Raw genomic sequence first — 6,267 nt, forward strand, 5'->3', positions numbered from 1 at the left:
GAATTATAGATACCTAGCGGCACTATAATTCATTTTATGATTAATATGATCAATATTAAGAAATTATTCTCCTGCGACGGTCATCTGCTCTATTAAAATTGATCCAGTCTTGATGCTACTACGGGGATCGACATTGTTAGCAGCCGCTTGGATTTGTTTAAACATTTCTTTCAAATTACCAGAAATAGTAATTTCTTCAACGGGATGTTGAATTTCACCATTTTCAATCCAATACCCAAAAGCCCCACGAGAATAATTTCCCGTTAATAAGTTAACACCTGGACCCATCAACTCCGTAACAAACAAGCCTGTTTGCATTTCTTTAAATAAATCAATTAAATCTTTATTACCAGGGGTTATAAATAAATTAAAAACTCCTCCCGCATTTCCTGTAGTTTTCATTCCTAATTTTCTTGCCGAGTATGTGTTTAAAATATAATTAGTTAACATTCCATTTTCTACATAATTTATTTTTTGAGTTTTAACCCCACTCTCATCAAAAGGTGCGCTACCAATTTCGCCGGGCAAATGCGGATCCTGATAAATAGTAATAAATTTAGGTAAGATCTGCTGATGTAATTGTCCAGATAAAAAAGAAGCATCACGGTATAAATTACTACCTTGAATCGCCGCAATTAAAGATTGCCACATTTCTTTCGCCACAGGTGCATCAAAAATAATAGGACAGCGACGTGTTCTTATTTTTCTAGCTCCTAATCGACGAATTGTCTTTTCTGCGACGTGTTGAGCAATAAGATCAATTGGCAATAATTTATCGGAACTACGGGCTAAAGTATAATCATGATCACGCTGCATTTGGTTGTTTTGTTCAGCAACTAAACTACAACTCATACTATGCAGGGTCGAAGGATAGTGACCTAAAAATTCATGAGAATTCCCATACATTCTAAATAAATCATATGTATTCACCGTAGCGCCATTGGAATTTTTGATTCGAGGATCATATTTACGCGCAAGGGTTTCACATTCTATGGCGAGTTCAATAGCTTCTTTAGGGGTAATTTTCCAAGGGTGATAAAGCATCAAATTGGGGTAATCCCAGGCCAAATCCGCGGCGTCTGCTAATCCGACATAGGGGTCTTCCTGACTAAATTGGGCAATAGTACAAGCTTTATCAAAAGCAATTTCCATCGCTTCAAAAGATAAATTTGAAGTGCTTGCACTACCTGTACGTTGTTGATGATAAATTTTAATATCAAGGGAATTCTTATAATGATGCTCGATAGTTTCTACAGCCCCTAGACGAACATTTACCAAAAAACCCATTTGGATACTTACACTAATTTCAACTTGATCCACTCGTTTTTTTGCACGATCTAAAAGACGCACTATATCTGATTGTAATTTTTCCTGATTTTTAAGCATAAAAATGAACGATAATTAATATGTTTGAGTCTGTCGATCTTCTTTACGGGTTTTACTTAATGTTTTCAATGAAGAAATTTTAACAGAAGTTTCTACTTTGGGAATATGAGTCAATGCTAATTCAAAAACTTGATCAATCCATTTTACGGGATGGATTTTTAATCCATGAGTCACAATGGCTGGTATTTCCTTTAAATCTCCTTTATTGTCCTCAGGAATGATAACATGTTTTATATTACCCCGAAGCGCAGCTAACAATTTTTCTTTTAATCCTCCAATGGGAAGTACTTCACCACGCAAAGTAATTTCACCTGTCATAGCAATATCAGCTCGTACAGGAATTCGCGTAATTGTTGAAACTAGAGCACTACACATTCCAATACCAGCACTCGGTCCATCTTTTGGTGTGGCGCCCTCAGGAACATGAATATGAAAATCATGCACTTGGAAATAATCATCTGGGACACCCAAGCCCGTTGAGCGACTCCGTACCACTGTAGTGGCTGCATGAATTGACTCTTGCATGACATTTCCTAAACGACCGGTATGTAAGAATTTACCTTTTCCAGGCATTACTTGAGCTTCTATTGTTAAAAGCTCTCCTCCAAATTCTGTCCAAGCTAAACCGGTTACCTGACCAATCTGATCTTTTTCATCAGCCAATCCAAAACGATAACGTTTTACACCTAAATATTTTCCTAAATTACGGACAGTTATTTGATACTGTTTGATGGACTTTTTTTGTTTAGTTCGTTTTAATTTTTCTTTTTCTGTCAAAATTTGTTTAACGACTTTTCGACATAATTTTGCGATTTCTCTTTCCAGAGCTCGAACTCCAGCTTCTCGTGTGTAATATCGAATTATTTCATAAATTGAACCATCAGAAATAAATATTTCTTTTTCTTTTAATCCCGTTAACTTAAGCTGACGTGAAATTAAATAACGTTTAGCGATATTTAATTTTTCTTCTTCTGTATAACCAGCTAGTCGAATGACTTCCATTCTATCTAACAATGGTAGAGGGATATTAAGAGAATTTGCTGTGGCAATAAACATAACATCCAAAAGATCATAATCTACTTCTAGATAATGGTCTCCAAAAGCGTGGTTTTGTTCCGGATCCAAAACTTCTAAAAGAGCAGCAGCGGGATCACCTCTAAAATCCACTGCCATTTTATCTACTTCATCTAACATGAATAATGGATTACGAACACCAGCTTTTGCGATCTTTTGAATGATCTTTCCAGGAAGAGCACCAATATAAGTTCGACGATGGCCCCGAATTTCAGCTTCATCTCGAATGCCTCCTAAAGAAATACGCACAAATTTACGGCCTGTCGCATTTGCAATTGATTGTCCTAATGAAGTTTTACCTACTCCAGGTGGTCCAACTAAACATAGAATAGGACCTTTTAATTTGCGAACGCGCTGTTGTACGGCTAAATATTCTAGAATTCGTTGTTTAACTTCCTCTAATCCATAATGATCTGCTTCTAAAATTTCTTCGGCAAGCTTTAAATCTTTGCTAATTTTAGTGCGCTTTTTCCAAGGAACTTGAAGCAACCAATCCAGATAATTACGGGTAACCGTAGCTTCTGCCGACATCGGTGGCATCATTTTTAATTTATTCAATTCAGCCATTGCCTTTTCTTGAGCTTCTAAAGACATCCCAGCTTTTTTAATCTTTTCGAGCAATTGGTGTTGCTCATCAATAAGACCAGCTTCCTCTAATTCACCTAACTCTTCCTGAATAGCTTTTATTTTTTCACTTAAGTAATATTGGCGCTGACTTTTTTCCACTTGTTGCCGAACTCTCCCTTGAACTCGTTTTTCAACTTCCATTAAATCTAATTCTTGAGCTAAAACTTTTTGTAAAACTTCCAATCGTTCTTTAACAGAAAGAATTTCAAGAATCTTTTGACGGGAATCTAATTTAATTGTCATGTGGGCTGCAATACTATCAGCTAAATGCCCAGGATCCTCAATACTTGCTAAAGAAGGTAAAAGTTCCGGAGGAATTTTTTTATTTATTTTTACTAATTGCTCAAATTGACTAAGGACAGTACGAATCAACGCTTGTAACTCCATTTGATCGGCACCTTCTGTGCCTTCTTCTTTTAAGAGTTTAATTTCAACTTGTAAATAATTTTCTTTTTTTTCTAAATGAATGAGTCTAGTTCTCTCAGAGCCTTCTACTAACACTTTCACGGTACCATCTGGTAATCGTAACAATTGCAAGATAGTAGCAATTGTTCCGATTTCATAAAGATCTTTTTGCTCCGGCGAATCATTATTAGCATCTTTTTGGGCGACTAGAAAAACCCGCTTATCTTGCGACATGGCCATTTTCAATGCCTTGACTGATTCAGACCGACCCACAAATAAAGAAATTACCATATGGGGGAATACTACGACATCACGCAATGGTAACAATGGTAATTCCAATTTTTCGGCTGCTGGTTCTACCATATCATATCCTTTTATTATTATTCTTGAGCCACTTTACGTGAAATTTTTTCTTTATCACAAATAAATAATGGTGGTGAAGTTTGATTAATTACACCTCCATCGATTACGACTTTCTTTAAACCAACGACAGTAGGAAGCTCGTACATTAAATCCAGTAGAGTATGTTCGACAATGGAGCGTAATCCACGTGCCCCTGTTTTTCTCTGAATGGCTCTCTTAGCAATTTGCCGCAAAGCATCTTCACGAAAATCAATTTGCACACTCTCTAATTCAAACAACTTATGATACTGCTTAGCCAACGCATTTTTTGGTTCTGTTAAAATGCGAATTAAAGCATCTTCATTCAATTCTTCTAAAGTGGCGATAACAGGTAGCCGTCCAACAAATTCTGGAATTAAACCAAATTTAATTAAATCTTCCGGTTCTGTTTGTTTAATTAATTCTGAAGTGTTTGTACAATCGTCTTGCGAACGTACTTCCGCAGTAAAACCAATCCCACTATTATCTGTACGACGCTGAATAATTTTATGCAAATCAGCAAATGCTCCTCCACAAATAAATAAAATATTAGAGGTATCTACTCGCAAATATTCTTGCTGCGGATGTTTTCGACCACCCTGAGGGGGAATAGAAGCAATTGTACCTTCGATTAATTTCAATAAAGCTTGCTGCACTCCTTCACCAGAAACATCGCGAGTTAATGAGGGACTATCTGTTTTACGAGCGATTTTATCAATTTCGTCAATATAAATAATGCCTGTTTTTGCTTTTTCAACATCATAATTACATTTTTGTAATAGTTTTTGAACAATATTTTCAACGTCCTCACCTACATATCCCGCTTCTGTCAATGTAGTTGCATCTGCAATAGCAAAAGGAACATTTAATATTTTAGCTAATGTTTGGGCTAATAAAGTTTTTCCGGAACCAGTGGGACCAATCAAAAGGATATTACTTTTGCCAATTTCAACAGAATCATCTTTTTTAGTGTAGAAACTTAATCGTTTATAATGATTGTACACGGCAACAGCTAATATTTTCTTAGCAAGATTTTGACCAACAACATATTCATTTAATAATTGATGAATTTCTGATGGTGTTGGAAATTTTTTCTGAACCTCAACAGCATGAGCAATTGCTTCTTCACGAATAATATCATTACATAAATCTACACATTCGTTACACACGAAGACACCGGGACCTGCGATTAATTTACGAACTTGATGCTGACTTTTGCCACAAAACGAACAATATAAAACTTGTGATTTTTCTTCACTCATTTACTGACCTCACTACTACCTCTTGTGAAAATGGGGATTAAAATTACTTATTTCAATGCTAGACGTTCCGTCACTATCGAATCAATTAAACCATACTTCAAAGCCTCTTCTGGCGTTAAGAAATAATCGCGATTAGTATCTTTTTCAATTTGCTCAAAACTTTTTCCTGTATGTTTAGCCAAAATTTCCGTCATCTGGTCACTGACTCGCTGAATTTGTTTAGCATGAATTTGAATATCAGTACCTTGACCCTGATATCCCCCTAATACTTGGTGAATCATCACCAAAGCATGTGGTAAACATTGTCTTTTTCCATGAGCCCCTGAGGCAAGAAGCAAAGCACCAGCACTAGCGGCTTGTCCAAAACATAAAGTACGTACATCGGGCTGTACAAATTGCATGGTGTCATAAATTGCCATTGCGGAACTCACCGAACCTCCAGGAGAATTTATATAAAGATTAATTTCCTTGGAGGGATTTTCTGATTCTAAAAAAAGCATTTGCGCGATCACTAAATTAGCCATATGATCTTCGATTTGATCAATTAGAAAAATAATTCGTTCCTTGAGAAGACGTGAATAGATATCATAAGCTCGTTCACCTCGCGACGTTTGTTCAACCACCATTGGAATTAAGATACTCATCATCAATCACCTTATTATTGTGCTTGTTAAGACTCTGCTTCCTCATAAGGTACATCTCGTTCTTGAACTTCAAGCTGACTCAATAGTACTGACTGCTTGCTTGATCTTCGAGAACAACCGATTCGACCTTGGTAAGCATCTTTATATTCTTATAATACCAGGAAAGCACTTCCTTAGAATTTAGATAAGCAGCTATTATTTTCTCAATCCACGATCTGATTTGTATAGAATCTACTTGGATATCATATTGTTTTATTACTGCATCAACAAATAATAAACCTAATAGCACCACGGGTTTTGCTACCCCCCCCTCAAGGTCAGTTTCCCGTAGCAATTCTAATTTTTTCATTTCCTTGGTTTTACCCCTCTGGCTTGTAATTTCTTGACGAGTTATTTTTTGAAGATATTCAATTTTTTCTTCAAACAATATTGCAGATACTTCAATAAGATTAGGCTCAATTAATTTATCTAAGAGCCGAGCCTCATAT

Annotated in this window: 4 protein-coding genes and 1 pseudogene; all 5 read right to left on the minus strand. The window is 36.1% G+C overall.

Going from position 1 to position 6,267, the window contains the following annotated elements:
• Positions 1 to 63: 63 nt before the first annotated feature.
• Positions 64 to 1,386: a metalloprotease PmbA gene (pmbA, locus tag CLERM_RS03075; protein WP_102157128.1), complete on the minus strand. Its 1,323-nt coding sequence runs from the start codon at positions 1,384 to 1,386 to the stop codon at positions 64 to 66.
• A gap of 15 nt (positions 1,387 to 1,401) precedes the next feature.
• Entirely contained in the window at positions 1,402 to 3,855 is a 2,454-nt protein-coding gene (gene lon / locus CLERM_RS03080) for an endopeptidase La (RefSeq protein ID WP_102157129.1), read from the minus strand.
• Between the two features lie 17 nt (positions 3,856 to 3,872).
• Entirely contained in the window at positions 3,873 to 5,135 is a 1,263-nt protein-coding gene (gene clpX / locus CLERM_RS03085; protein ID WP_102157130.1) for an ATP-dependent Clp protease ATP-binding subunit ClpX, read from the minus strand.
• A gap of 47 nt (positions 5,136 to 5,182) precedes the next feature.
• Positions 5,183 to 5,779: an ATP-dependent Clp endopeptidase proteolytic subunit ClpP gene (gene clpP / locus CLERM_RS03090; protein WP_102157131.1), complete on the minus strand. Its 597-nt coding sequence runs from the start codon at positions 5,777 to 5,779 to the stop codon at positions 5,183 to 5,185.
• Between the two features lie 79 nt (positions 5,780 to 5,858).
• Positions 5,859 to 6,267 (minus strand): annotated as a pseudogene (locus CLERM_RS03095) (trigger factor); the annotation flags it as partial.

Source organism: Coxiella-like endosymbiont, assembly GCF_002871095.1.
GTDB lineage: Bacteria > Pseudomonadota > Gammaproteobacteria > Coxiellales > Coxiellaceae > Coxiella.

What these genes read in the sequence shown, in the direction of transcription:
- clpX (WP_102157130.1), bottom strand. Translation starts at nt 5,135, where the DNA reads ATGAGTGAAGAAAAATCACAAGTTTTATATTGTTCGTTTTGTGGCAAA.
- lon (WP_102157129.1), bottom strand. Translation starts at nt 3,855, where the DNA reads ATGGTAGAACCAGCAGCCGAAAAATTGGAATTACCATTGTTACCATTG.
- pmbA (WP_102157128.1), bottom strand. Translation starts at nt 1,386, where the DNA reads ATGCTTAAAAATCAGGAAAAATTACAATCAGATATAGTGCGTCTTTTA.
- clpP (WP_102157131.1), bottom strand. Translation starts at nt 5,779, where the DNA reads ATGAGTATCTTAATTCCAATGGTGGTTGAACAAACGTCGCGAGGTGAA.